Annotated in this window: 20 protein-coding genes and 2 pseudogenes; 8 read left to right on the forward strand and 14 right to left on the reverse strand. The window is 69.6% G+C overall.

Going from position 1 to position 22,905, the window contains the following annotated elements; all coding sequences use genetic code 11:
- Positions 1-114 precede the first annotated feature (114 nt).
- Together BLV72_RS17540 and BLV72_RS17545 are read left to right on the forward strand one after the other, a co-directional pair.
- The gene (locus tag BLV72_RS17540; protein WP_093463357.1) at positions 115-780 is read left to right on the forward strand and encodes a DUF4232 domain-containing protein; all 666 of its coding nucleotides are present in this window, start codon (positions 115-117) and stop codon (positions 778-780) included.
- Between the two features lie 131 nt (positions 781-911).
- Entirely contained in the window at positions 912-1,670 is a 759-nt protein-coding gene (locus BLV72_RS17545) for a sulfite exporter TauE/SafE family protein (RefSeq protein ID WP_093463359.1), read from the forward strand.
- A gap of 47 nt (positions 1,671-1,717) precedes the next feature.
- On the opposite strand, the gene BLV72_RS17550 is transcribed toward BLV72_RS17545, so the two are convergent.
- The gene (locus BLV72_RS17550; protein ID WP_093463360.1) at positions 1,718-2,074 is read right to left on the reverse strand and encodes a DUF5335 family protein; all 357 of its coding nucleotides are present in this window, start codon (positions 2,072-2,074) and stop codon (positions 1,718-1,720) included.
- 250 nt (positions 2,075-2,324) lie between these two features.
- Between BLV72_RS17550 and BLV72_RS17555 the strand changes: the two genes are divergently transcribed.
- On the forward strand, positions 2,325-2,783 hold the full coding sequence (locus BLV72_RS17555; RefSeq protein WP_093463362.1) for a nuclear transport factor 2 family protein: 459 nt from the start codon (positions 2,325-2,327) through the stop codon (positions 2,781-2,783).
- A 48-nt stretch (positions 2,784-2,831) separates the two neighbouring features.
- Here BLV72_RS17555 and BLV72_RS17560 read toward each other — a convergent pair whose 3' ends face one another.
- From BLV72_RS17560 to BLV72_RS49905, 3 genes are all read right to left on the reverse strand, one after another.
- Positions 2,832-3,389, reverse strand: coding sequence for an NUDIX hydrolase (locus BLV72_RS17560; RefSeq protein ID WP_093463363.1), 558 nt, complete (start codon positions 3,387-3,389; stop codon positions 2,832-2,834).
- Between the two features lie 511 nt (positions 3,390-3,900).
- Positions 3,901-6,168, reverse strand: a complete 2,268-nt coding sequence (locus tag BLV72_RS17565; RefSeq protein WP_244320809.1) for an ATP-binding protein — start codon at positions 6,166-6,168, stop codon at positions 3,901-3,903.
- Positions 6,169-6,203: 35 nt separating this feature from the next.
- A complete protein-coding gene (locus BLV72_RS49905) occupies positions 6,204-7,142 on the reverse strand; it encodes an AfsR/SARP family transcriptional regulator (protein ID WP_244320810.1) in 939 nt (312 codons plus the stop codon).
- Positions 7,143-7,282: 140 nt separating this feature from the next.
- Between BLV72_RS49905 and BLV72_RS17570 the strand changes: the two genes are divergently transcribed.
- On the forward strand, positions 7,283-9,406 hold the full coding sequence (locus BLV72_RS17570; RefSeq protein ID WP_093463365.1) for an NB-ARC domain-containing protein: 2,124 nt from the start codon (positions 7,283-7,285) through the stop codon (positions 9,404-9,406).
- Here BLV72_RS17570 and BLV72_RS17575 read toward each other — a convergent pair.
- The 3 genes from BLV72_RS17575 to BLV72_RS17585 all read right to left on the reverse strand — a co-directional run bounded on the left by BLV72_RS17575 (position 9,381) and on the right by BLV72_RS17585 (position 12,581).
- Positions 9,381-9,776 carry a hypothetical protein gene (locus BLV72_RS17575; RefSeq protein ID WP_093463366.1) on the reverse strand — a complete coding sequence of 132 codons (396 nt, stop codon included), beginning with the start codon at positions 9,774-9,776 and terminating at the stop codon, positions 9,381-9,383. The two genes, BLV72_RS17570 and BLV72_RS17575, sit on opposite strands and share 26 nt — an antisense overlap.
- A 113-nt stretch (positions 9,777-9,889) precedes the next feature.
- Positions 9,890-11,116 carry a hypothetical protein gene (locus BLV72_RS17580; protein WP_208905655.1) on the reverse strand — a complete coding sequence of 409 codons (1,227 nt, stop codon included), beginning with the start codon at positions 11,114-11,116 and terminating at the stop codon, positions 9,890-9,892.
- Between the two features lie 301 nt (positions 11,117-11,417).
- Positions 11,418-12,581 carry a serine hydrolase domain-containing protein gene (locus BLV72_RS17585; RefSeq protein WP_093470404.1) on the reverse strand — a complete coding sequence of 388 codons (1,164 nt, stop codon included), beginning with the start codon at positions 12,579-12,581 and terminating at the stop codon, positions 11,418-11,420.
- 828 nt (positions 12,582-13,409) lie between these two features.
- On the opposite strand from BLV72_RS17585, the gene BLV72_RS17590 reads away from it, so the two are divergent.
- From BLV72_RS17590 to BLV72_RS17600, 3 genes are all read left to right on the forward strand, one after another.
- Positions 13,410-14,054, forward strand: a complete 645-nt coding sequence (locus BLV72_RS17590) for a DUF4232 domain-containing protein (RefSeq protein ID WP_093463368.1) — start codon at positions 13,410-13,412, stop codon at positions 14,052-14,054.
- Positions 14,055-14,290: 236 nt separating this feature from the next.
- Positions 14,291-15,016 (forward strand): DUF899 domain-containing protein, encoded by a 726-nt coding sequence (locus BLV72_RS17595; RefSeq protein WP_093470405.1) that lies wholly within the window; start codon positions 14,291-14,293, stop codon positions 15,014-15,016.
- Positions 15,017-15,038: 22 nt separating this feature from the next.
- Entirely contained in the window at positions 15,039-15,506 is a 468-nt protein-coding gene (locus BLV72_RS17600) for a GNAT family N-acetyltransferase (RefSeq protein WP_093463369.1), read from the forward strand.
- A 50-nt stretch (positions 15,507-15,556) separates the two neighbouring features.
- Here BLV72_RS17600 and BLV72_RS17605 read toward each other — a convergent pair whose 3' ends face one another.
- The 5 genes from BLV72_RS17605 to BLV72_RS17625 all read right to left on the reverse strand — a co-directional run bounded on the left by BLV72_RS17605 (position 15,557) and on the right by BLV72_RS17625 (position 21,296).
- Positions 15,557-16,195 carry a response regulator gene (locus BLV72_RS17605; RefSeq protein WP_093463371.1) on the reverse strand — a complete coding sequence of 213 codons (639 nt, stop codon included), beginning with the start codon at positions 16,193-16,195 and terminating at the stop codon, positions 15,557-15,559.
- On the reverse strand, positions 16,192-17,391 hold the full coding sequence (locus BLV72_RS17610) for a sensor histidine kinase (RefSeq protein ID WP_208905658.1): 1,200 nt from the start codon (positions 17,389-17,391) through the stop codon (positions 16,192-16,194). Before BLV72_RS17610 ends, BLV72_RS17605 begins: the two co-directional genes overlap by 4 nt.
- Positions 17,392-17,396: 5 nt before the next feature.
- Entirely contained in the window at positions 17,397-19,658 is a 2,262-nt protein-coding gene (locus BLV72_RS17615) for an MMPL family transporter (protein ID WP_093463372.1), read from the reverse strand.
- Between the two features lie 135 nt (positions 19,659-19,793).
- Positions 19,794-20,540, reverse strand: coding sequence for an FG-GAP repeat domain-containing protein (locus tag BLV72_RS17620; RefSeq protein ID WP_093463374.1), 747 nt, complete (start codon positions 20,538-20,540; stop codon positions 19,794-19,796).
- 69 nt (positions 20,541-20,609) lie between these two features.
- Complete coding sequence (locus BLV72_RS17625; protein ID WP_093463375.1) at positions 20,610-21,296, reverse strand: DUF4232 domain-containing protein; 687 nt, start codon at positions 21,294-21,296, stop codon at positions 20,610-20,612.
- A 177-nt stretch (positions 21,297-21,473) separates the two neighbouring features.
- Between BLV72_RS17625 and BLV72_RS17630 the strand changes: the two genes are divergently transcribed.
- Positions 21,474-22,025, forward strand: a complete 552-nt coding sequence (locus BLV72_RS17630; protein WP_093463376.1) for a DUF1707 SHOCT-like domain-containing protein — start codon at positions 21,474-21,476, stop codon at positions 22,023-22,025.
- A gap of 61 nt (positions 22,026-22,086) precedes the next feature.
- Here the strand turns inward: BLV72_RS17630 and BLV72_RS17635 are convergent.
- Positions 22,087-22,500 (reverse strand): annotated as a pseudogene (locus BLV72_RS17635) (amino acid transporter); the annotation flags it as partial.
- Positions 22,496-22,838: pseudogene (locus tag BLV72_RS52025) on the reverse strand (amino acid transporter); the annotation flags it as partial. The pseudogenes BLV72_RS52025 and BLV72_RS17635, both read right to left, overlap by 5 nt.
- Positions 22,839-22,905: the final 67 nt, after the last annotated feature.

The following is a 22,905-nucleotide window of genomic DNA, read 5'->3' on the forward strand; positions in this document are numbered from 1 at the left end:
CGGCGTTGCGGCGGCAGCTTTACGCCAGCGGATCACGGCAGGCTCATAGCCATACCGAGGGCCGGAGAGGAACACCGGCCGGACCGCCGATCCGACCCATAAGGAGAAACCACCATGAACGTCACCGCTTACCGCCGCGGCCGCACCGTCCGTACCATCGCCGCCTCCATGCTGGCCGTCGCCGCGCTCGGCCTGACCGCGGCGTGCGGCGGTAGCGAAGACGGAGGTTCGGACAACGCGGGCAAGGCGAACTCGTCGGCCTCGGCCTCGGCGGACAAGACGGCCAAGGGGGGCGACGGGGGCGCCAAGGACGCCAAGGACGCGAAGACGCAGGCCCAGAAGGCCGGGGCAGGGTCCGACGAGGAGCCGATCGGCGACTGCGACATCAACAAGACGGTCCTCTCCGTCCAGAAGGTCAAGAACCCGATCAACCACCTGCTGCTCAAGGCGACCAACGGGGCCGGCGTGGACTGCAAGCTGGTCGGCTACCCCGGCCTGAAGTTCGGCGAGAACGCACAGTCCGCCACCCCGGTGAACGAGGACAGCCAGCCGCAGTCCGTCGTCATGCTCGCCCCGGGCGAGAGCGCCTATGCGGGCATCACCACCTCCGCGGGGGACGGCTCGGGTTCGGAGGGCAGCGACGTCAACTCGCTCGAGGTGTTCATCGACGGCAGCGAGGACCCCGCGAGCGTCGAGCTGCCCGGCGGCTCGGTCTACATCGACAGCGCCGCCCAGGTCACGTACTGGCAGACGACCGCGCAGGACGCCCTGACCTGGTAGGCCCAGGAGTAATTGAGTCCACATACATGAACGCTGTCTTGCATAGGAGACAGCACCCCTGGAGTATGAAGCGACGTCGCCGGCGTGAAGAAGGAACAGCGGCGTCGCCGAGCCGGCGAACAGGGGAACGGATGGGCATCGACTCGACGGCGCTGCTGGTGTCGGCCGGGGTGGCCTCCGGGCTCGCCGGTTCGATCGCGGGGTTGGCCTCGCTGTTCAGCTATCCGGCACTGCTCGCGGTGGGCCTGCCGCCGGTGGCCGCCAATGTGACCAACACGGTGGCCCTGTTCTCCAACACCGTCGGCACCGCGGCGGGATCCCGCGCCGAACTCCGCGGTCAGCGCGACCGTCTCCTCCGACTCGGCGTCATCGCGGCGCTGGGCGGCGCGGTCGGGGCCGCCCTGCTGCTGGGAACCCCGTCCTCCGCCTTCGAGACCGTCGTACCGTGGCTGATCGCCCTCGGCTCGGTGCTGATCCTGGTCCGCGATCCACTCCGCCGGCTCGTGGCCTCCCGCTCGCCCTCCCTCGCCCACACGGCCCGGCCCACCCTCCCGCTCGCCTGCGCGGTCCTGCTCGTCGGCCTCTACGGCGGCTACTTCGGGGCGGCCTCGGGCGTCCTGATGCTGGCGGTGCTCTCGCTCTCCGCCACGGAGCCCCTCCCGGTCACCAACGCCGTCAAGAACATCGCGACCGGCGCGGCCAATGTGACGGCGGCCGTCGCCTACGTCGCCGTCGCCCCCGTGAACTGGGCCGCCGCCGTATCCCTCGGCCTCGGCGCCCTCCTCGGCAGCTGGCTCGGCCCCCTGGTCGTCCGCCGGCTGCCCGAAACCCCGCTCCGGATCGCCATCGCCCTCGGCGGCCTCGGCCTGGCCATCTCCCTGTGGCGCTAGGCGGCCTGTGGCGCTAGACGGCCACCTCTCGACCCGGAGGATGGCGCCTACGTCCCGGACTCCTCCGGATAGAAGGTGATCAAGGTGGTGCTCCCGTCCGGCGCGACGACGCGGACGGCCGCCTCCGGGATGTCCTCCGTAGTGACATCGACCTCGGTGGGATGCCACACCATGTGCCGCAGCACCACCGGATACCGGGGCGACTTCCCGCCGACGGCACCGATCACCGTGTCGTCCTTCGGGTCGTAGCTGAGGGAGGAGAAGGGCAGCCGCTCGGCCTCGTACTGATGCCCGACCGACGGGTCCAGCACCTCGATGGTGGCGAGTTCCCCCTCGTGCTCGGCCGTGACCTGATCGAGCGTGGTCCGCCACTCCCCGCGATCGAACGTTGTGGAACCGGCCATCGTCGATCCTCCCTCCGCTCCTCCAGTGCTCCTCTGCTGTGCCAACCCGTCCCACAGTGGACGCCACCGCCCGGGGCCGCCACGTGCGCTCGGGTCGAATCGATCCGGCCGGGCTTGACCCCCCGGACAAAACGGTCGGCCGCACCCCATTCCCTTGGGGGGCATTACCTGGGACGTAATCGCACCGCGCCGCGGCCCCCGGCAGCATGGTGATCGCTTCCCGCAAGGCTTCCGATCTGGAGGGATCACCATGTCCTCGGCCGCACCCACGACCACCCGCGCCCTGGTGGCGGAACTGCTGCACCGCATCGGCGAGGGTGACCCCGAGCGCATCGCCGAGCTGTATGCCGAGCGCAGCGACTGGAAGCTGGACTGGCCGGAGGCCGAGCACGGCCGTCCCGCCACCCCGTGGATTCGCCACCGCTCCACCCGCGCGGACGTGGCCGCCCACTTCCGGGAGCTGGCCCACCACCATGTGCCCGAGCAGGCGGCCACCGAGGTCGAGCGCATCCTCGTCGACGGTGACGACGCGGTCGTGCTGGGCGAGATCCGCCAGACCGCCCGGGCCACCGGACGCGCCTATCGTGCGCGGTTCGCCCTGCATCTCACCCTCGAAGGCGGCCTCGTCACCCGGCACCACGTCTACGAGGACAGCCTCGCCGTGGCCCAGGCGTTCAGCACCCCGCAGGGCACGGCACAGGACAATTGACCACTGCGCCGTGCCCTCGGGGATACCCGGGATCAGTGCCTTTGGGGATCAGCCCGCGAGCAGGGACTCCACCCGGGACAGCGTGTCCAGAACGTTGGCCTCGGTGATCGCCATCCGCGCCTCGTCCGGCGTCAGCCAGCGCAGCGGCGCGTCCGGGTTCTCCGGCCGTACCGCCTCGGGCACGCTGGTGGCCAGCACATAGCGCACATCGGCGTGTTCATGCGCCGGCTCCCGGCTGCTCGCGGGGACCGGGACGATCACCAGATGCCGTACGTCCGCATCCGGCCACGGGGCCAGATCGGGCAGCCCCGTCTCCTCCCGCCCCTCCCGCAGGGCGATGGCGAGCGGGTCGTACTCGCCCGGGTCGCCATGCCCGCCCACCAGCAGCCACGACTGCTGGCGCTGGTGCCAGCGCAGCAGCACACGGCCGCTGTCGGGGTGCACGATCAGGGCGGATGCGGTGATGTGGAGAGGCGTCGACCGGTCCCAGGGGGCGTCGCCCGCCTCGACAACGCCGAGCACCTGCTCGAGGTCGACGCATTCCGCGGTGGTCTTCGGCCGGTAGCCCGTGAGGACATGGGTGACTGCGTGGTCGGCTGTGGCCATGCGCCGGATCCTAACGACGCGAGGCCGCCTTCGGCGCGCGGTTTTTGCCGGGGGAGAGAACCGCAGCACCGACAGGAGCGCATGTCCGACGGTACCGGCACGAGAGGCCCGGGTCGGTGACCTGGGCCTTGAATCATCGTGGCTAGCTGGCGACCCTAGTCCTCTGTGGAGGATTCCCGGTGGGCGATGGTTACGGCGGCGATGTCTTCGGTATGCCGCACCACACTGTGCTGACTTATGTCATTCGCCGGGGTTACCGGATTGCTAGATGTCCATACTCTGAGCAGAGTCGGCATGCATGCCATAACTGCCAAGAGAAACGTCACTGCTCGAAGCCAGCCGGTACGGGTTTTCAATTTTGCACCTGTCCTCGCGGATTCGGTGGGGGCGCCAAGATCGACCCCTGGCGAGGATAGTACTGATCGTCAGGTGAAAGATCAAAACAGGAAAGCGAAGGACAAGTGTTCGGTTGCCAGTCTAAGTGCTACCGACGGTTAACTTACTCGCCAGTTCAAAAGTCTGTTTCTCCATGATCGATTCTGGTTAGGAGTTTGTGCAATCTGTTCGCTTCTCGATCGTTCAGACCGCGTAGCGTGGAAATTGCCCGCCGCAGCAGCTCCTTGGCTTCCATGGCATCACCTGTAGTCGCGCGTACCTCGGCGAGGATCGCTTGCGCTCTGGCTTCCTCGTCGCGGGCGTTAGCCCTGTTCGCGGCAGCTATGGCCGCTTCCAGGTGCTCGGCCGCGGCCTCGAGTCGGCCACTGGCGAGTTCGCTTTGACCCAGCCCGCGCAGGGCGCGCGTGACTTCCTGGCTTGTTCTGATGTCGCGGGCGATGTCCAGGGCCTTCAGGTGGTTCTCGATGGATGCGTCAACAGAGCCCTCCTTGAAGTACGCTTCCCCAAGCCCGTTGTACGCCGTCGCCTGGCTCTTTCTGTCCCCGAGTATGCGAAATTCCGTCAATGCCCGATGGTGGAGCGCCAGCGCCCGGTCGATTTCGCCGGTTTCGGCAAGATTCGCGGCCAAATTGGTACGCACCATCGCCTGGGTGTAGGCATTTCCGGTGGACTCCGTCAGGGGAAGTAATTCCTCGAAAGTCTTCCGGGCCTGTACGTAGTCACCTCGGTGTGCGTACAGGTCCCCTACGTTGTTGAGTGTTCTAATAACCCCGGCCTCATCGCCTGCGGACCGGAAACCGGATATCGCGTTCTGGAAGTGGTCCAGTGCGCGCTCCAGTTCTCCGAGGGCGAGAAGGGATATCGCGGTGTTGTTTCGAGATCTGGCCTGGTTCAGGACGTTTCCGGTCGCGATACCGATCGCGAATGCTCTCTGGTGCATCACCACGGCGGTCTCATTCTCGCCTATATGCCAATGAATCACCCCGAGAATCCGGTATGCTTCCCACTCCGCCTCCCGGTCCCCGGTCGCCCGCGCGATCTCCAGTGCCCGCTCGCCCGCCTCCACGGCCTGCGCATATCGGCCCGTGTTGGCGTGGTTGGAGCTGAGACAGAGCAGTGCGTGGCACTGGGCCGGTTGGTCGCCGGTGCGTGACCAGTGGTCGGCGGCGTACTGGAGGATGTCGATGGCGTCCTGCCAGTGACACTCGGACTCCAGGAATCCCGCCAAGGCGTGGGCGAGCCGGGCCGCGGACGGCCGGGAGTCGTGGGTGCGGGCGTGGCGCTCGACAGCCAGGAGGTTGCCGTACTCGGCGGCGAACCAGGCCCGCGCGTCATGGGTGTTCGGCATGTGGGAGAGGGCCGGAAGCTCCTGCGCACCGTTCGGCGCGAGCCGGATTCTCCGCGGGTACGCCACTCGGTCGGCCTGCTCCGCGTTCCGTAGGTACCAGGCGATGAGCCGTTCCAGGGCCTGCTCGCGCTCCCGCGCGCTGTCTTCCGCAAGAGCAAGCATCCGGGCGTATTCCCCCAGCAGGTCATGAAACCGGTACCGGTCGGGCGCAGGTTCCCGGAGGAGATGACACTCCAGCAGGGATTCAATCAGCCGCTCGGTTTCCTTGTGGGGAAGGTCGAGTAGCGCGGCGGCCGATTCGGCCGTGAAGTCGGGGCCCGGATGCAGCCCCAGGCACCGGAACGTGGTGCGCTGCGTGGCGTCGAGGGTCCGGTAGGAAAGTGAGAAGGCGCGTAGAATCTCCTGATCTGCGTTGCGGATCTCGCCGAGGGGGCCAGGGCTGCGCGCCAGGCGCTCCCCCAGGGTGGTCAGGCTCCAAGAGGGGCGGGAACGGAAGCGGTTGGCCACCAATTCGATGGCAAGCGGCAAATGCCCGCATAGGCGCACGATACGGGCGGTCTCTGTGATGTCCTGGGTCCGTGCCGCACCTGCGAAACTCCGGAAAAGGGTGATCGCGTCATCGGTCGGCAGCACGTCCAGGGCAAGTGGCACCGCATGCGGAAGCCCCGTCAGATGCCGACGGCTGGTGATGATGGTCAGGCACGGCGAATTGCCGGGCAGCAACGGTGCGACCTGATCGGGCCCTGCCGCGTCGTCCAGCACGATCACGGCTCTGCGGTCGGCGATGGTGGTCCGCCACAGGGCGATCAACTCGTCCAACCGGACGGGGATCGAATCGGCGGGCGCGCCGAACAGCCGCAGGAGCATGGCAAGGGCCGTGCCCGGACTCAGCGGTTCCTGGGACGGGGAGTGGCCCCGCAAGTCCAGGAAGACCTGACCGGCAGGGAATCGAGGAGCGAGTGTCCGAGCCGTGTCCACCGCGACCGCTGTCTTGCCAACCCCGGCCATGCCACTGACCGTTTCCAGCGTCAGCACAGCCCCTTCCCCCGGCTCCGTGTCGATGGACGCCATCAAGGCGTCGAGTTCGGAGCGCCTGCCGATGAGCGGGGGCTGGTACGGCAGATTGCGTGGCGGAGGCTGCGCGGCGGAATGTCCCCCGGAGAAGGCCCGGAGGACGCCGCGGCTGCGGCGGTTCGGAGGAGCCGGTCCACGGGTGTCCGGTCAAGGATGCCGCGGTGTAGTCGATCCAGTTCGTCCCCCGGCCGTGAGCCGAATTCCGACATCAGCAGTCGGCGGGCCTGCTGATGCACCCGTAAGGCGTCCGTGTATCGGCCGCTGCCGTAGTAAGCCAGCATCAGCTGGCCTGCCAGCGTCTCGTCCTCCGGGTGGTGGCGCACCATGGCCGCCAGCTCCCCGATCGAGTCCGCGAAACGGCCGAGCCGGTGCAGAGCCGCCATTCGGGAAATGGTCGCCTGGAGACGGCGCTCGGCGAGCGTGCTGCGTACGGTTTCGGCCCAGGTGCCGGGGAGTCCGGCCAGGGCCTCACCCTGCCAGAGGTGTTCGGCGCGAGTAAGGAGGTCCACGACGCGTTCGTCCTCGCCGCTTGTCGCCACCGCTCCGGCCAGATCGGTGAGGCGTTGGAAGCGGTTCAAGTCGACCGAGTCGGGGTCGGTGTTCAGCACGTAGGTGTGGGCCTGGCTGGTGATGCGCGGGGCGCTCGGCCCGGTGCCGGCGAGGCGTAGATGCTTACGAACTCGCGAGATGTACGTGTGTGCGTTCTCGCGGGCGCGTGGTGGAGCCTTGCCGTCCCAGAGCCGCTCCAGGAGCGCGTTCATGGAAATGGGGCGGCCCACTTCCAGAGCCAAAGCGGCCAGCAGAGCCCGTTCCTTGTCCGAACCGAGCTTCAGTTGCCGGCCCTCCAGCCGAAGCTCCACCGGCCCGAGTAAATGGATGTCCACCAGCGTCCTCCCGCTGGTCTGTCCTTTTTCAGTGAGCATGGCATGGGGCATCGAGAGCCGCCATACGCCGTTCGCGGCGCACTGGCCGAATCACGTCATCGGGCGTTCCTGGGTGCATCGCCGAAGCCTCGTCGAGGGTAGAACCGGGCTGATCCACACAAACGGCAACCGACTGACCGGGGGGCAGACGGATGAGCCAGGCACACGGGGATGCCCACGAGAATCTGATCGGCGGCCAGGCCCGGATTTTTGGTCCTGCGGTACAGGCGCGCGACGTTCACGGCGGCATCCATGTGCACACTGGAGCGGCCGCTGCGGTGCCGCCACCCCGGCAGCTCCTGCCGGTCCCAGCCCACTTCACCGGCCGCGGCGACGATCTGACGGCGCTGGATGGACTGATGACCGGCCGCGGGCCTGGCGGCCCGGCCCGCTCGCTGATCGTGGTCAGCGGCCCGGCTGGTATCGGCAAGACGACTTTGGTGTGCAGCTGGCTGCACTCGCTCGCGCCCGACTTCCCCGACGGACAGCTCTACGCCGACCTGCGGGGGCACTCCACCGAGGGCCCCGCGAGCCCTGGCGAGATTCTGAGCCAGTTCCTGCGGGCGCTCGGTGCCGGCTCCGTGCCCGCTGATATGGCCGAAAAGGCGTCGCTGTGGCGGTCTTGGACGGCTGATGCCCGGATCGCGGTAGTCCTGGACAACGCGTTCACCGCTGCGCAGGTCCGCCCGCTGCTGCACGCGGGACCGGGTGGCCTCACTGTGGTCACCAGCCGCCGCAGACTGACCGGCCTCCGCATGGATGGAGCGGCGATGCACCAGCTGAAGGCGCTGGAACCGGCCGCCGGGGCCGAGCTGCTCAGCCGTGCGATCGGCGACGACCGCGTTGCGAACGAGCCGCACGCGGCGCGCCAGGTCGTCGCGCTGTGTGCAGGATTGCCCCTTGCCGTCTGCCTTGCCTCCGCGCGCCTGGCGTCGAGGCCACGACAGTCCGTAAAAACACTGGCCGATGCCCTGACCCGGGATACCGAGCGGCTGGCCGCGCTGCAAGTGGAAGGGGAGACCACAGTGAGCAACGCCCTGGACGCCTCCTACGCCGTACTCACCGAGGGCGCCGCCCTCCTCTACCGCAGGCTCGGCCCACTGCCCTTGCGGACCTTCGACGCGAGAAGCGCCGCCGCGGCCTGCGCCGCCTCCCTTGCGTGGGCGGAATCGCGACTGGACGAGCTCGTCGAGGCCAACCTGATGGAGGACATCGGCCCGGGCATCTGCCGCCACCACGACCTGGTGCGTGTCCACGCCCACGGCCGAGCGATCGCGGAGGAGAGCGCTACGACTCGCGCGGAGGCACTGCGGCGGGTCTGCGACTGGTATCTGGAGACGGCCACCGAAGCGGAGAAGCTGATCACACCCGCGCAGTTCACCCTCGACAGGGACGTGGCCCACCCCTCCGGGCTTCCCATCCCCTTCACTGACGATCCGGGCGCGCTCGCCTGGCTCGATGCCCACCGGATGAACCTCATGGCGGTGGTACGCGCTGCCGCGGTATCCGAGTGGCATGCGATGACCTGGCAGCTCGTGGACGCTATGTGGCCGGTCTTCCTTCGGCTGCGCTACTACGACCTGTGGATCGAGGCTCACGAGATCGGGCTGGAAGCGGCCCGAAGAGACCGTAACGCCGAGGCCGAGCGCCAGATGCTCAACTCCGGCGCCATCGGCCTGAGTGCCGCCGGTCGCGTCGACGACGCGGCCGAGTGGTACGAGGAGTCCCGCCGGGCGGCGCGCGAGGCGGGCGATGTACGTGACGAGGGACAGGCGTTACTGGGCCTCGGCGGCTGCCACCGGGAGGCCGGGCGGATGGTGGCTGCCGTGGAGTATCTCCACCAGGCCATCACCTTGTGGGAAGCCTGCGGCTACCCACGCGGTGTGGACCTGGCCAGGATCGTCCTCGGTGAGATCGCACTCGTCCAGGACGACACTGGCCGGGCCGTCGAGTACTTCACGCACGCGCGCGCTGGTCTGCTGGCCGTCAACGACCCCCATGACGCGGCGCGCGCCCTGGTCTTTTTGGGGCGTGCCCGTGCGCGCGCCGGTGAACACGTTGTGGGCGTGTCGGCGATGGAAGAGGCCCTCACGGTGTTTACCTCATCCGGGGCTGCTCACTGGCAGGCCCGTACTCTCGAGATGCTCGGAGACAGCGCCCGGGAACGCGGGGAAGAGACGGCGGCACGGAACTTCCGCGCCCGGGCGCTTGCGCTGTTCGAGGTCACCAGCCCCTCCGACGCGCGTCGACTCAGGGAATCGCCGAGCGGTACGTGATCCGCGGGCGTGCCTCCAACATACCGCTCAGCGGGAGCCCCGCCACCAGCCATGCGTGCAGGCAGGACGCGAAGAGCCATTGCTCCGGTGGCACCCGGCAGGGCAGGGCCATCAGGTCCGGGCCAGTACCGCCGCGCGCCACCCAGCCGCCGCCGGTCAGCGGTACGGCGGCCAGGCGGCACCCCGGTCCGGCGGGTCCGACCTCCGCCAGCCACCGCACCGCCTCGGCGGTCGACCGCGGGCGGCTTCCACGCAGCACGTCGGCGCAGTCCAACCCGCGTGCGTCGGCGCAGGCATCAGCGTCCACCGTCAGATGCTCGTCGAGGACGGTCGCCCGGCGGGTGCCCGCGAGACCGGTATGAGCCAGCAAGACGCCTCCGCCCGCTGCCCGGCCCGTCCAGAGGCACAGGGACGGCGTCGGCGCTGGATCCGGTGGAGCCTCCTCCCACCACTCCACGGTGACGAAACACCCGGCCGGGCGCCTCATGCCGATGCCTCCCCACGATCGGACGACCACGTTCGCAGTGTCGGCGGCTCCGGGAGCGGTATCGCCCGCGGTTCGTGGGCGGGCTGGCCCAATCCCATCAGCCGATACATCAGCCGCCGCATATTGCGATGGAAGCGGCCGGGCTCGGAGGTGATGCGCGCGGCGATCGCGGCGTACTCCTCCGGGCGGTATTCGGCTGCGGCGTAGTCGAGCTGCTCGGGGAGCGGATGAGCTGGGGACAGCGCCGGCGCGGTGACGGCGAGGGTGGCGGCCGGAGAGCTCGGGTTGATTTCCGGCTCCGGGGACCCGGTCAAAAGAATCGGCACTCCGGTGAGCGTTCCGTAGAGGGTGACCGAGCCGTGGTCGCCGATAATGTAGTCAGCGGCGATCAAGACGCTGCGCCAGTCTGCCTCCGGTGGCACCACGCTGACCCCCAGCCGACTGCACCACGCCAACCACGTCTTGACCTGCCACGGCCCATGGCCCGACCAAACGTTGGGGTGGACAAGGATGGCCGTACGGAACCGCCCGGAGGGAAGCTCTCCGACCATGCGTGGCAGCAACATCTCGAAACGGCCGAAGAACGAGTGAGGACCCCAGGTGGAGACGGCGAGCACCAGCCGCTCCCCGTCTGCGAGACCCAGCGCACGACGATATGAGGTGCGCCGCGACAGGCTCGCGGCGATCCGGTCGTGCGCGGGGTCGCCGACCACATGCGCCAGCTCAAGCGCCTCGGGGCAATGACGGCCCAGCTCTCGCAGGTCAGCGTGATGCGGTACGACTACGGCAGCTGGCGGCTTGCCGCCGGGCATGAGGTCCCGCCTGCGGAGCCCCGCCACGCCGGCGTCCGACATCCCCGGCAGGCGTTTCAGGTAGTTGGCGCCGTGCGGCATCGTGATCAGGGGTCCTTGCACCTGCTCCACCCCACGCGGTCCTGCTGCCACCGCGAGGTCGAACGTCATGTGGGTGGCCTCTGTCCAGGGAAGTACGGGGCTTCCCAGCTGTTGGAGGAAACGCGGTACTTCGTCCCCGAAGACGTGGGGTGGCGTGGTGAATACCACTTGGAGCCGGAAGTCGGCCTCCAGCAGCGACAGGACCTCGAGAAGTCGCTTGGCGTAGGTGACGGTGTGGACGACGGCCAGTACTTTCTTGCGTTCCACCAGTGTGAACCACTGGCGTGGCTCGTCTGACGAAGACTCTGCGATCGTGCTCAACGCCGACATGGCGCCCCCCGGTTGATCTCTCATGCGGATTTCGGGCATCGACTTTCGTGGGTCTCGCGTCCGTCCTCTGCCCGGCCCGACGGACAGAAGGCTTGCCGACCCCTTGCGGAAAGCTTGCAGGGACCGAACCGGCCGGTTGGCGGGCCACGCGCCCAAGAACATGGCGATGCTCTCCGTCACGACACGGATAGAGCTCGGCCGGGTGGCCCGGAAGAGGATGTCGATGGCAGGCAAGAAAGAGCCCCAGGCGGTCGGCCTGGGGCTCGGAACGGACGCGACGCGTCGGCGCGCGGTCGTGGTGTTACTTGCAGGCCGCCGTGTCCACCAGACCCATGACGTGCCGCATGACCTTCGGGAGTTCCGCCTGGTCGTTGATGACGGCGGTGGGGAGGGCGGTGACGGCGACGGTGACGGCGCGGCCGTCCTCGGTGACGCCGCCGCGGGTCTCGTAGCCGTTGATGTCGCCGCCGTGGCCCCACAGGACGCGGCCGCAGGACAGCTCGGTCTTCATCAGGCCCAGCCCGTAGCTGGAGTTGGGGGCCGGGCCGTCCGCCTTGACGGTGGTCTTCATCTCCTCGAGTTCGGCCGGGCGCAGGACCTTGCCGCCGAGGAGGGCGGAGAAATAGCGGTTGAGGTCGCGGGGGGTGGAGACGAGCTGTCCTGCGGCCCAGGCCTTGGAGGGGTCCAGTTTGGTGATGTCGGCGAGCTCGGCTCCCGGCCGGGCGGTGTCGTAGCCCTTGGGGTGGGGCCCGCGGATGCCGCGTTCGCCGGTGGTGGGCCAGTAGGTGTCGTGCAGGCCGAGGGGGCGGATGATCCGGTGGGTGATCTCCTCTCCCAGCGGGCGGCCGGTGACCTTCTGGACGAGGAGACCGGCGAGGACGTAGTTGGTGTTGCTGTACTGCCACTTCTCGCCGGGGGCGAAGTCGGCCTTGTGGGCCAGCGCGGTGTCCAGGAGTTCACGGGGTTCGGTGTAGGTGTTGCGGGCGGTGAAGGCGTTGGGCTCCATGTGGCGGACGAAGTCCGGCAGGCCGGAGGTGTGCTGGAGGAGCTGCCGGACGGTGATCTTGTTGCCGTCGATGCCCTCGCCGCGGACCAGGCCGGGCAGATACGTCTCGATGGGGGCGTCCAGCGTGACCTTGCCCTCGCCGACCAGCTGGAGCACGACCGCCGAGACGAACGCCTTGGTGTTGCTGCCCGCGCGCACCCGCCCGTTGACCGGCACGTCCTCGCCCGTCGTGAGGTCGCCGACCCCGGCGGTGTAGTCGCGGACGCGCCCGTCACCGTTGTCGACGGCGGCCAGCGCGGCGGGGAAACCGTCCTCGCGCACCAGGCTGTCCGCGGCCTTCTGCACCGCGTCCTGCTGTACGGCGTCGTGGTGCTTGGCGTCCTTCGCGTCCTGCGACCCGGCGTATGCGAGCGGGCCACCCACGGCGAGGCTGCCGAGGACCGCCATGGCGGCCACCATGGACCGTGCCGACCGCCGCTTCGGCGGGGTGGAGGTGCTGGTGCGGGCGGTGGAGTTGCGGCGAGTGAACACGGGGGGCTCCTTGCGGCCATCGGGCCTGTGTGGCGTGTGGCGTATGCCGTTGGGGGTGGTGCGGTGAGTGCGGTGAGTGCTCCTTGAGCCTCTCGCGCCACGATCTTCGGATCGATGGGGTCAGGCGGCGGATGCATGGTGGTGCCGGCGACACCCCCCCGATCAGGAAACCGCCACCCCGCCGTCCCGGCGGCGCCCCGCGCCTGTTCGATGAGGGGACAGCGCGAGCCGCGGCCAGGCGTGGAGATGCCTCGTAGAGGTCCCGGGCCCGCCGGTCCGTCGCCGGTGACGACTCCTGTCCGAGGAGGTGCGACCGCACCTTGCCCGCCCGGCGCACTTCTCCCGTGGCGGGCATGAGAGTGGCCTCCGAGAACTGACGGCGGCCGGGCCCGTCACAACGGGGGGCCTCGGGCAGCATCACGGCGCCCGTCGCCTCAACCGTGGTGGGAGGCACGGGGGCTGTGGGGCCCGGTCAGATAAAGAGGAAGGTGCAGTACACGCTGTAACTCACGCTCGTATTCTCCTGGTTCGCTCATGCGGACGAAGAGCTGCCGGAGAAAGGCCCTCCAACGGCCTCCGACGGTCAAAGCGCACGCAGCGGGCACAACGGCCCCATAGCCGGTCAGACGACAAAGTCCGAGGTCACAGCGTTGCCAGGCCGTTAACGGGGCGTTAGTCGATCGTCAGCGGCGCCGGACAGACTTGGTGTCACGGCCCCGGGGGACGGGGACGACGTTCACGACAGCTGAGGGACTCATGTCGCACCGCATCACTCTTCGTCACGCTCGCAAGGTCGCCGCCGCCGCGGTCGTCGCAGTCGCCGCGTTCGGTCTGACCGCGTGCCAGGACAACGCGGACGCCAGCGGCGGCGACTCGTCCTCCGCGGCCTCGTCCAGCTCCGGCGGTTCGGGCTCCTCCGACTCGGGCTCCTCGGGTTCCTCGGACAGTGGCTCCTCCGGTTCCTCCGGGTCGGGTTCCTCGGGCTCCGGTGGGGGCGGCAACGCCGGTTCCGATGCCTGCGCGACCTCGCAGCTCGCCTTCCGCAGCACCCACGGCATGGGTGAGGGCACCCTGATCGTCGACCTCAAGAACACCGGGTCGGCCACCTGCACGCTGCAGGGCTTCCCCGGCGTCGACCTGAAGAGCAAGAACGGCACCCTGAGCGCCAAGCGCAGCGACCTCGCGGCGCCGAAGACGAGCGTCAAGCCGGGTGCGGAGACCCGCTTCACGCTCTACTACCCGCCGAACACCTCCGGTGGCTCCGGCGAGACCTTCACCACGCTCGTCGTCACCCCGCCCAACGAGACCCACTCGCACTCCCTGCCCGTCAGCATCAACGTCCCCGTCACCGACGGCTCCGCCTCCGACATCAAGGTGGACCCCGTCGGCACCGGCAAGTAGACAACCGACAGCAAAGCAACCCCGGGCCGCCGGCCTGGGGCTCTGCTATGAGCGCCGGGAGTCATGCGCTCGATCGATATCGATCGTACGTTTGATTTCTGGTGCACCGGCGTGCGCCCTCGCCGGTGACGGCCGACCCTGGAGGGTGGACGCGGGGAGCCTGCTGAGCAGCACCCGGCTCACGTTCCCCTGGCCCAGCGCAGGAGCTCGGACCGAACTGGAAGGTGAACGTCACGATGAAAACACCTCCGATCGTCTCGTCGCAGGAGTGGGAGGCCGCGCGTCAGGAACTGCTCGGGGAGGAGAAGCAGCTCACCCGCGCCCGTGACGCACTGGCCGCCAAGCGCCGGCGGATGCCGTGGCTGGCGGTGGAGAAGGAGTACGCGTTCGAGGGTCCCGAGGGCCGGGTGAGTCTGCTCGACCTGTTCCAGGGGCGTCGTCAGCTGATCCTCTACCGCGCCTTCTTCGAGCCCGTCGTCTACGGCTGGCCCGAGCACGCCTGCCGCGGCTGCTCCATGGTCGCCGACCACGTGGGCCACCTCGCTCATCTCAACGCCCGCGACACCACCCTCGTCTTCGCCTCGCGCGCGCCGCAGCAGGAGATCGAGCAGGTGAAGGCGCGGATGGGCTGGACGATGCCCTGGTACACGATCACCGACGACTTCGACGCCGACTTCGGTGTGGACGAGTGGCACGGCACGAACGCGTTCATCCGCGATGGCGACCGCGTATTCCGCACCTACTTCATCAACGCCCGCGGTGACGAGGCGCTGGGGAGCACCTGGAGCTACCTCGACATGACCGCGCTCGGGCGGCAGGAGGAGTGGGAGGACTCGCCGAAGGACTACCCCAAGACTCCGCCGTACGAATGGTGGAACTGGCACGACGCGTACGACGACGCCGCGCCGGCGCCGGAGTGGCTGGCCCAGACCCGACGGGGCACCCAGGCCCAGCCGGGCTGAGCCGTGCGCCAGACTGTGGGGCATGGACGACCGCATCCGCCCCGCGACCCCAGCCGACGTTGACGCGGTAAGGGCCGTCACCGACGCGGCGTACCGTCCCTACGTCGCCCGGATCGGCCTCCGCCCCGCGCCCATGGACGCGGACCACGCGGCCGACATCGCGGCGGGGCGCGTCTTCGTCACCGGCGACCCGGTCGTGGGGGTGCTGGTCCTGGTGGCCGAGCCCGACCATCTCGTCCTGGAGAGCATCGCCGTGGATCCGGGCGCGCACCGACAGGGCGTGGGCAGGCGCCTGCTCGCCTTCGCCGACCTGCACGCCCGCGCTCTCGGCCTCCCGGAGATCCGGCTCTACACCAACGCCGCCATGTGGGAGAACCAGGAGATCTACCCGAGGTACGGGTACGAGGTGACCGAGCGCCGCCAGGACGGCGCGTACGACCGGATCCACTACCGGAAGCGCATCTTTGAGGCAACGCCCGACGAGCGGTGAGGGGGCCCGCTGCCGCAGGGCGCCGCGACGTACAAGGACGGCGGCGCACTCTAAGGCCGCCGCAGAAGCCCCCGCTCCATGGCCACCACCACCGCCCGCGTCCGGTCGTTCACATCGAGCTTGGCGAACAGGCGCAGCAGATGCGTCTTCACCGTGGCCTCGGCGATCACGAGGCGCCGTCCGATCTCGGCGTTGGTGAGGCCGTCCGCCACGGCGCCCAGGACCTCGGTCTCGCGGTCGGTCAGCGGCTCCTGAACGGGCCGCCGCAGCCGCCCGACCAGCTTCTCGGCGACCCGGGGAGCGAGCACCGTCTCGCCCCGCGCCGCCGCGTGGATGGCGTCGACGAGTTGCTCACGGGTGGTGTCCTTGAGCAGATAGCCGATGGCACCGGCCTCCACCCCGCGCTCGATCTCCGTGTCGGTGTCGTACGTCGTCAGGATCAGCACCCGGGTACGCGGATACCGGGCGACGATCCCGGCCGTCGTCGCCACCCCGTCGAGCACGGGCATCCGCAAATCGACCAGGGCCACATCGGGGTCGTACCGCTCGACGAGATCGAGCGCCGCGCGTCCGTCGCCCGCCTCGCCGACGATCTCGATGCTGTCCTCGGCGGCGAGCAGGGCGATCACTCCGGCCCGCATCACGGTGTGATCGTCCACCACGACGATGCGCAGACCTGCCTCGCTCATGCCTCCACCTCGCTCGCCATGGGGAGCATCGCCAGGATCCGTGTCCCGTCGCCCACCGAACTCGTCACCGTGAGCCTCCCGCCCAGCTCCGCCAGTCGCTTGCGCATGCCGTCGAGTCCGAAGCCCGTCGACTCCGCCACCCGGAACCCGGTTCCATCGTCGGTGATCTCCAGCTCCACTCCGTGCGGACGCCGTACCAGCACCACGCCGACCATGGACGCGCGCGCGTGTTTGCGCACGTTGGCCAGGGATTCCTGGGTGCAGCGCAGCAGCGCGATACGGGTCTGCTGGTCGCACTCCAGGTCGGCCAGGTCGGCGTCCACCGTCAGTCCGGTGTCCTCCGCGAAGCGGTCCAGCGTACGGCGCAGCGTCAGCGCCACCGAACCGGCCGCCACCTGGCCCGGACCCGGCTGCCCCGCCGAGCCGACCAACTCCCGCGCCTCGGCGAGGTTTTCCCGGGCGGTGGACTCGATCGACCGCAGTTGCTGGGCGCTGGTCGCCGGAGCGTGGTCAATGCCCGCCTGGGCCGCCTCCGCGAGCACGATGATCGACGCGAAGCCCTGTGCGAGCGTGTCGTGGATGTCGCGTGCGATGCGTTCCCGTTCGTCCGCCGCGCCCTGTCGCTGGTGGGCCTCGGAGAGCTGTGCCTGCGTGCGCTCCAACTCCTCGATCAGCCGGGCCCGTTCACTGCTCTGCGCGACGACCGAGTGCGCCCACAGGCCGATCAGCACGCCCACCGCGACCACGATCAGGGTGGACATCAGCGTCTCGCCGAAGAACTCCGCCGACCAGCCCTGCCGGACCAGACTCCCCGCCAGCGTGGCGGCGGCGGCCACCCCGAGGAACCCCATCGAGGCCCGCGGTGTGCGCCCGAACATCCAGTAGTGCGGCAGCGTCACCATGAACAGCGCCGCATAGCTGCTGCCCAGATAGGCCAGCCCGCCGAGCCCGAGCACGAGTACCGAGAGGTAGACCCGCGGACGTACGACAGGATTCCCCGGGAAGCGGTCGAGCACCGCGTAGCACAGCACCACACAGCCCAGAAGCGCGACCGCCCGGTACTTGCTCCCCCCGGCCGGAGCCGTCGTCACCAGCCCGACGGCCATCGCGGCGAACAGGACCCAGCACACGGCGTTCCACCGGCGCAGCGAAGTGGCCCAGAAGGCGTCGGCCAGGGGGCTGGCGAGAGCGGTCATACCGATCAACGTACGTCGACCACCGGTCGCCCGTCGGCCAGGTGAGCCGAGGCCGCCGCCGTCCGCCCCGCCGTCCGCGAGGGCCACCAGCTCGCCTCACCGAGCAGCAGCATCGCCGACGGCAGGACCATGATCCGCACGATGAAGGCATCGAGCAGCACGGCCGCCGCGAGGACGAAGCCGATCTGCTTCATCTCGATGATGTGGAGGAAGACGAAACTCACGAAGACGGTCGTCATCACCACCGCAGCACTCGTCACCACACTCGCCGACCTGCGGATCCCCTCGAGCACGGCCTGCCGTGTGGGCACGCCCGCGAGGACGGCCTCCCTGATCCGGCTCACTACGAACACCTGGTAGTCCATCGAGAGCCCGAAGAGGATCACGAAGAGGAACAGCGGTACGCGCGATCCGATCGAACCCGTGGAGTGGAAGTCCAGCAGCCCCTCGGCCCAGGTCCCCTGGAAGACCAGGACGAGCAGTCCGAGCGCCGCCGCCGCGGACAGCAGATTCAGTACGACACCGATCAGGCCCAGCACCACCGAGCGGAACGCGTACGTCGTCATCGCGAAGGTCACCAGCAACAACGCCCCGAGCACCAGCGGGAGTTTGCTGTTCTGGTGAGCGGGATAGTCGGCGTACCGGGCGACGTCCCCGCTCACTCCGAACTCCGCCCCCTCGACCCGGCCGACGGTGGCGGGCAGATAGTCCTCCCGCAGGTGGTCGAGGGAGTCGTACGCCTGGTCGGAGTTGCCCAGGTACGGCACCTTCAACTCGAGCACACTGATCCGGTGGTCGGCGGAGGTCCGGATGCGCGAGGCGCCGGCGGACTTCGGGTCGGTGGCGGCGGGCTTCGGGTCGGTGCCGCCGGACTTCGGGTCGGCGCCGGCGAACAGCGGGTCGGCGTCGGCGCGCCGGGCCAGCTCGCGCAGCGCCCCGCCGACCTCGCCGGAGCGCGCGGCGTCGGCCCGTACGACGACCTGGTGGGTGACCCGCTGCTCCGGGAACGCCGCGTTGAGCCGGTCGTACACCCGCATCGCGGCGATGTCGCGGGAGTGGGTGTCCCGGCTCATCTCCGTGATCTTCAACCCGGCCAACGGGGTGACGAGCGCGAGTAGGGCGAAAACCGAGACGCACAGGGTGGCCAGCGGATGCCGGCTCGCGGGGCGCAGCAGAGCGGCCCATACGCGGCCCCCGCTGTCGCCCCGGGTCCGGCGCGCGGGCTTTCCCCGCTCAACGCGGCGCCGCGCCCTGCGCTCCTCCCGCTGTCCGAGCTTGACCAGCAGCGCGGGCAGCGCCGTCAGCGAACTGGCCACCGCGACCAGGACGACCACGATCGTGCCGGTGGCGAGTGAGGAGAAGATGACGTCGGAGGCGAAATACAGGGTCGCGGTGGAGGCCACGACCGCGAGTCCGGAGATCACGACCGCCCGGCCGGAAGTCGCCGCGGCCATGTCCACCAGCGCCTCGGAGCTCAGCCGGCCGCCCGAGCGGGCGCGCTCCTCGCGCTCCCGTTTGAGGTAGAAGAGCGTGTAGTCGACGCCGACCGCGAGGCCGATCATCAGGATGACGTTCGTGCCGACCCCGGCGTCGGGGGAGACATGTGAGGCCACCATCGAAAGCCCGACGGCCGCCGCGATGGACGACAGCGCGAGCAGCAGCGGCACCCCCGCCATGGTCACGGATCCGAAGACGACCAACAGGGTGATCAGGGTGATGGGAAGTGTGATCTTCTCGGAGAGCGCCAGGTCGTCGCCGCGCTGCTGGTCGACTCCCTTGCTGATGGAGGGACTCCCGGTCTCCTCCAGCCGCAGCGCCGGATACGCCTTCCCCACCGCGTCGGTCTGTTCGGCCAGCGCGTCGACCTTGTCCTTGGCGTCCCGCTCCTCGCCCTTCAGCGCCACCTCGACCATGAGGATCCGGCGATCCTCGGAGAGCAGCGGATCGGCGACGCCCGCGACCTCGGGTAGCCGCTGCATCCGCGCGGTCAGGTCCCTGGCCGCGGCCTCGGCCGCGTCCCGGCCGAGGGGGCCCGACCGGGAAGAGATCAGCACCTGTTCGGCGGCCCTGCGCTCCAGACCCCCCTCGACGGCCATCGCCTCCGCCCGCCCGGCCTCGCCGACCCGGTAGTCGGCCGTGGTCGCGCTGTGGGTGCCGACGGCACTGCCGATCCCCAGGCACAGCGCCACGAACACCAGCCAGCCGACGGTGGCCCGCCAGGGGTGCCGAGCGCTCCAACGCGCCATGCGCACAGTGAATGAGTTCATGGCCAAAAGCGTTGCTGGCCGACGCGGTTGGCCGACAGAGGTGCCCGGTTGAACTTCCCGTCCACCGATCGGTGGACGGGACAGGGCCAGGTCCCGGGATCGGGACCTGGCCCTGGAGCGTGCGCCGGGGTGGGGTCAGGCGCAGGGCTTGTAGAAGTGCTTCCAGCCGTCGCCGGGCATGGCCGGCGGCTCGGCCGTGCTGCCGAACTCCCCGTACTTCTGCTGCGTCGCGTAGTCGTAGTCCCCCGGGCCGCTGCCCGCGGTCGACAGGCGCACGTCCCGATCAAGCTGCCCGTCACCGGGGTTGTTGAGGATCGCGAGGTCCGGGTACGGGTCGTCGCCGTAGTTGGCGATGCGAAGCTGCTGGGCCTCGCCCTGGTCGCCGATGTCGGAGTGCCGGGCGTCGGCGGAGCTCAGGTCCGTCCGTGCGAGCGGGCCGGGGCGGTATTCCGCGACGCGCGCGGTCGAGGCGTCGTCCCCGTCGGCCGGCTCGACGATGTTGACGACCATGTCCAGGGTGCCGTCGTCGCGGAAGTCGGCGACCGCGGCGGTCGCGACCTCCCCCTTCTTCGCGCCGAGAAGTGCGCTGACGGCCTGCTTCTCGCCGAACGAGCCGTCCGCGGCGCCCCACTGGATGGTCATCTTGGTGCCGGTGTGCCCGGGGTTCGAGATCTTGTCCGGGTGGCCGTCGCCGTCGAGATCGCCGATCAGCGTCGTGGCGTCGGCCAGACAGGGGCCCGTCGCCTCGCTGACCTTGCCGGACCGTTCCGCGCCGCCCGAAGGCGACGACCCGGCCGCACTGGCGTGGTATCCGGCGATGGTCAGGGTCAGAGCGACAGCCGCGATCGGCGCGGCGATCAGACGTGACCGTTTGCGAAGCATCTGCGAACTCCTGACGTCGTTACTGCGAAGTGCGAGGGTCACCTTCACCGGCATGGGGTGGCCTGCCGGTTACTGGTCCGTTCCGCCGCCGAAGGGGACGGCGTCCGCCGGGGAGGTGTGCCAGTTGGTGACGACGGGCCTGTCGACGGTGATGGTGCCGACCGGCAGGGAGACCGGGTTGGCGTCCTCATCGCCGACGGCGACGATGATGCTGTCCAGTTCCTTGCCGTTGTTGTCGTTGGTGGTCTTCGGGTTCACCCCGGCATAGGCGGTGGTGCTCCCGCTCAACGTGACCGCGGGTCCCACGGACTGCTCCGCGGGGCCCGCCTCGGTGCCGTCCGACCCGAAGGCCACCGTGGGAAGCGCGGCGGGCAGCACACAGGTGATCCCCGCCTTGGCCTTCGCCATGACCAGGATGTATCCGCCGGCCTGCGACTCGTCCCGGGTGCTCCAGGAAATGTCGTTGGCCCCGCACACCTGCCCGACCTTGCCGCGCTCGCCGTTGCCGGTGTCGGCACCGGAGCCGTCCTGGGCTCCCTTGTCCTTCGCACCGGGGGTCTTGGCCGACGAGCCGCCGGCGCTGTCCTTGTCGCCCGCGGCATCGGCCGTGGCCCCGGTCGTGGCCTTGGCGGAGGCGGACGAGTCACCGGACCCACTGCTCGTCTCGTCCGACTGGCAGGCGGTGGCGAACATCGCGGCAGTCACCAGCAGGCTGGCACCGGCGAACATACGGACCCGGGGGCGGCTGATAAGCATGGGAAGACCTTCTTCGTCATCAGTGGTGTCGTGCTCCCGGCGACGTTTCGCTCGGTGTGCCACTCACCTTGCCGGTGGCCGCTACCGTTCCCTTGGCGCTCCGCTAACGAAGCGCTGACGCGATCACAAACCGGCTGACCCACCTGCGTATCGACGGCGCGCCAGTAGAGTGAAACGGTGACTTCCCTGCCGGAAGACCCGCCGTTACTCGTCAGCGAAGACGACCGCGACGCGGCCGTGCGGCGCGTGCAGGAGGCGTACGCCGAAGGGCACATCGCGCACGAGGACATGGACGAGCGCCTCCAGCGGGTGCTCACCGCCAAGACGCGCGGCGAACTGGCGTCGGCTCTGGCCTCGCTCCCGGAGGAGAACGCGGGCAGGACGTCCACGATTGCCGCCGCCGGCGGGCGGATCAAGCGGCGCGGCGCCTGGCACGTGCCTCGGGTCCTCAAGGTCGCGTCCGCGTTCGGAAGGGTGCGCCTGGACCTGTCCCGGGCGGTCATCGACCATCCGGTCGTGGACATCGAGCTGCAACTCGGCACCGGCAGGGCCAAGATCACGGTGCCGCGGGACGCGATCGTCGATCTCGAGGGTCTGCACACCGGGTGGAAGGACACGCGCTACAAGCCCCGGCGGCACTCCGGCCCCGGCGGGCCGAGGATCCGGATCTCCGGGACCATGGGATTCGGCCGGTTGACGATTCGCCACGCGCGCCGTTCGCCCGTGTGACGGAACCCCGGCGAACGATCCGCCACGCGCGCCGTTCGCCCGTGTGACGGAACCCCGGCGCTCAGCCGACATGGACGTGGGGCCGCCGGGCCCGGTCGGGCTCGGCCTCGCGCAGCACTTCCCGGGTGACGGGGGCGACCTCTCCCCGGCCGAACAGGATGAACCGCAGGAACTGGGCGAAGGGGCTGCCCTCGGTCCAGTCGACGTAGATATGCGGCCTGCATCCGGTCACCTCCCGTACGTGCAGCAGCAGCGCGGCCAGCGAGTCGGGGATGCTGGAGCCGTCCAGGGTCAGGACGCGGTAGCGGCCGTGCAGCACCTCGCCATGCACGCGCGGCGCCGATTCGAAGTCGGACGGGTCGCGGACGGTGACCTCGACGAAGATCAGGTCCTCGTCGTCCGGGATGTCGTTGTCGGCCCGGATCTGCTGGATCTTGTCGCGGTACTCGGCCGCGTCCCGGTGGTCCGGCCGCGATCGACCCCTCGCCATGCGGGCTCTCCTTGGCCACCCGCCGGTACGCCGGCAGCGCCCCGGCCAGGGTCACGGCCACCAGCACGACGGTGGCGACGGGGGACAGCAGCCCGGCGGCGAGGGCGGCGATACCGGGCTGGTAGCCGAGGTGGAGAAGTAGTCCACGCCGGTCAGGCACATCACCCGCCACCAGCGCTGCCCCCGGTGCCCCCGGGGACCTGGGCATGCGGTCCGGGTTGCTGTTTGGCCATATCGGACAGGCCCCGCAGCAGCCAGGCCCGCAGACGGCCTCCCATGGGGGCCTCCGCCGGGCGGGGCTCCACATCGGTGGAGGTGGTCATGGTGCACTCCTGGCCAGCTCGGGGTGACCGAACGTGTCGTCGAAAAGAATCAGCCGCCTCAGGGTGG

Source organism: Streptomyces melanosporofaciens (assembly GCF_900105695.1).
GTDB classification, from domain to species: Bacteria; Actinomycetota; Actinomycetes; order Streptomycetales; family Streptomycetaceae; genus Streptomyces; species Streptomyces antimycoticus.